Source organism: Campylobacter sp. W0014 (assembly GCF_020135975.1).
Classification (GTDB): domain Bacteria; phylum Campylobacterota; class Campylobacteria; order Campylobacterales; family Campylobacteraceae; genus Campylobacter_D.
Genome location: NZ_JACHTR010000047.1, coordinates 1 through 3,931, shown reverse-complemented (window position 1 = coordinate 3,931; position 3,931 = coordinate 1). Strand labels below are relative to the sequence as shown.

The following is a 3,931-nucleotide window of genomic DNA, read 5'->3' as shown; positions in this document are numbered from 1 at the left end:
TCTTAGCTCCTAAATTTTACAACAAATACAAAGATTTAGAAGTAGAGATTGATGATAAGGGTAATGTGCTTAGGTGGATAGGAGAGATTAATAAAGACAAAAAATATTAGCAAATAAAAAATGATATAATAATGCTTTATATAAGGAATCTTTTATGTTTATAAGTTCTAAAACAGAGTTAATTCAAACTATTAAAAATTTAACAATCAACAATAAAGAAGTTAAACAGATTGATTTTATTTATCCTAATTTTTCTATTTTACACGCTATATTAAAAAATATTGATTTTCATCAAAGAAAAATCCTATTTAAAAATCAAATATTGGCTATGGAAATACTAGAAATTTTAAAACAAACTTGTGATAATCACAATAATATAGAAGTAAATATCCATACCCTTAATGAGCTTGATGCTGGACAAAATGTAAATTTAAAAGATTTATCAAGCAGTGAAATTTGCACTAAAGTTTATTTAGAAGACTTAGAAGAAATTCAAGACAAGAAACAAGGTAAAGATTTTAATCTTTTTTATCATACAGATAAAAATAATCTTTGTATCGAATTTATCAATACTTTAAAAGAACTAGCTAAAGATTCTGAAGATATAACAACCTTAGACGAGTTAATCCAAAACACTGATCCTGATGATATAAGCAGTGAGAAATTTGATGATTTTAAGAAAAAAGTTTTAGAAAAGATTGGAAATGTCATAGAATCGGATTTTTTCAAAAATAGCATAAGTCCCACTTTAAAAAATACTTATGAAAAATTTATCGATGAGTTGTTAGAACACATTAAAAAACTTGCCGAAGAAAAAGAATATGAAAAAATTAAAATCATACTAAGTGCTATAGCGGGTGTTGCAATAGCCACGGTGGTAGCTGTTCTTACAGGTGGGGCAGGATTAGCTATTTTGGCTGCTGGTTTATTTTCTTTAATGGGTTCTGCAAGCGAGTATTATGAATTTGCTCAAAGAGATTATGGCACACTTTTAACGCCTTTAGCCGCATTTTTAGCCACTAGATGTGCTATGTTTATTCATTATATTAATTCTCGCTTGTTATCTTGTGTTTTAATTATTAATAAAAAAGAAATTATTGATTTAAGTGGTTTTGGATTATATCTTGGAAGTGATGAAAGCAATATCGCTTCGAATTTGGCTTATAAAATCACTTTAAGCGAAGAAATAAAAAGCATTGAAAATATTTTTAGTGAAATCTTTTTAAACCCAGAACAAAAAGACAAGGGGTATAAAAATACACTCAATGATTCAAAATCGAGCAATTTACCCGCTTTCATTTCAACGCAAAAATTATCTAATTTGTATTTAAAAAACAATGCTATTTTAAAGAATTTGCAAGAAGATATTAAACAATTTATTTATTTTTCCTATATAGAAAGTCCAAATTTTAACTCAAGTAAACTAGCTGAATTTTTCGCACAAAAAAATCAAAATGCACAAATAGATTTAAATACAACTAAAATGAGTAAAAATTATTTGATTATTTCAAATATCCCCAATAAATATAATGCAGGACTTAGTGAAAGTTTAACTCAAGAAATCGCCAACTATAATATACAAGATAAATACAGAACAATTAAAAAAAATATTGATACTTCAAAAAAAACTTATGACAGCACAAGAGATTATAGCGAATATAGCATAGAAATGCCACAAGATGAAAATGAACCTTATATTTTACAATTAAGCCCTTTTGTGAAAATATCCAAAGAAGCTTATGAGAATAGTAAAAAAGCTTATGAAGATATGCAAGAGATTTATAAATATTTAACAAATTTTGTTGCTACACCGCAGAAGCTACCAGAATTCGCAAAAACAGCTAAAGAAAAATTAGCAATATCAGAAAATGAGCCAATGATAGAAATAGTAAAAAAGACGGAAAATTTACGATATTGCGAACGAAGAAACATTTTAGCTTATATTGACTACAATAAAAAAATAAATGATAAAAAATGGCTTCCTTATTTTTATATCAAAAAATTCTTTAAACAAAACGAAGCCAAAGAATCCATCATAGAAAAAGAAAAGAAGATAGCTCATCAATATTTAACTTTTTTGAAAAAAGAGTTTTTTGAAAAATCGGATAAATCTTTATTTGGGAACTATTCTTTAATGGAATGTTTATTCATTTCATTTGTCTTGTATCAAGCTAAGCTTATTTTTCCAAATATCAATTTGGATTTGAAAAAATATGGAGGCAGTAATTTTGTATATATAAAATATTTAGAGGAAACTTATGTTTTATGGACAGATGAATGTCCAATATATGTAAATAATGAGCCAACAAATATTACAGCATATGAAGTTGTATCGCAATTATTAAAAATACTTGACAAAAAAGATTATTCTTTTGTGGAAAATGATAGTTCGATAACTATAGATGATTTTTTTAATGAATTATCAAAAGATTTAGATGTAACAAATACATTAGATAAAAAAATAATCAAATTAAAGCAAATGTATCATTTAGATGAGCAAAAATGCATTAAAGAATTGATGAATTTAGACGAAGAAACACAACGAGCTTTTGTTGCATGGATGGATATAGAGAAACAAATATCAGATTTATCAAAGCTTTTGGAACAGATGTATGGAAAAGAATACTTAAATAAGGCAAAAGAACAAAAAACAAGTGAAATATTTACTTATGCAATGTTAAAAATTTTATTAAGTGCTAGTCCTTTTATCAGCTTTACAGCTCAAATGTTGTGGGATTTTAATTTTTTAAAAACAATAGAATATGTTATTCAAGCTTGTATTAAAATAAACAAAGAAGGATTTAAAGAATTTTTTAAAGAACAGCTTGGTATTTTTACACCTCCAAAAAAGAATAGTATATATCATATACACATAAAATCTAATTTAATAATAAAAGCACGCTTGCAACAAATAGAAAAAGAATTAACTCATACTAAAATCCAAATGATTTTAGCACAAGAGATAAAATCCAATTTAATAATACAAAAAAATACATCCGGTTTAAATCTATTTATCACAAAGATAAAAGAATACTTTAATGAAAAACAAATTAAGATTTATTGGAGTGATAAATATATGAAACAATTATTTATATACTCTAATCAAGAAAGCAATATATCTAAAATTGCTCTTATGCATAGCATAGATATACAAACTCAAAAATATACTATTTATACTTATGCTAAGCTAAATAAACTTGACCTTGCTTCTATTGTGGCTGGAGAATTTGTGGGTATTTTTTTAAATTATCTCTTTCCAACAAATTATAAAGCCCTGCAAGAACAATATGAAAGCATTGTTTATCAGCTTTACACCTTTAAAGATGATTCTCCTTTAGCAGTTATAAGAGATCATTTTATAACCCATCCTTTTGCAATCAATTCGAAATTCATTAGCTTTGATTTAAAGAAAATTTTTTATGGCATAGATCTTTGCACAGGAGTTTTTGACACTCATTTTTCCTTTCATTATGAAATAGATCAAAAGCTTGAAGAAAATAAAGAATTTCTTTTAAAAAGACTTTTATCTTATTTGATTATTGATGAGAAAAGAAATGCAACTGCTTTAGAGGATATAAAAGAACAAAAATATATTATAGATGATTATACTTTTTATTTTAAAGAATTAAAATCTTTAGAACTTAAAAAATGCACTATATATCAACTTCCTTGTAATCATCCTTTGTTTAAAGAGTTTAGAAATAAAGAAAAGCAAATTAGTGCTTTTAAAAAGGATGAAGATAGTCCTATTCATGCTTACAATGAAGCTTTACAAATTTTACAAGATTTTGCTAATGGAATTTACAATACAAGTAAAGATAAAACAGGAAGATATATAGAAGATAAAAATAAAACCAGAAGATTATTAGAAAAACTCAATATCATAGGACAAAACAATCTTAAGGCTATGTATATGGGGATAAATGGAAAT

The 3,931-nt window shown here is 25.7% G+C and carries 1 protein-coding gene; it reads left to right on the top strand.

Translation table 11 applies throughout. From position 1 onward, the window contains the following. Positions 1–154: 154 nt before the first annotated feature. Positions 155–3,931 (top strand): hypothetical protein (locus H2277_RS08705; RefSeq protein ID WP_337201927.1); only part of this gene is annotated, 3,777 nt, incomplete at its 3' end.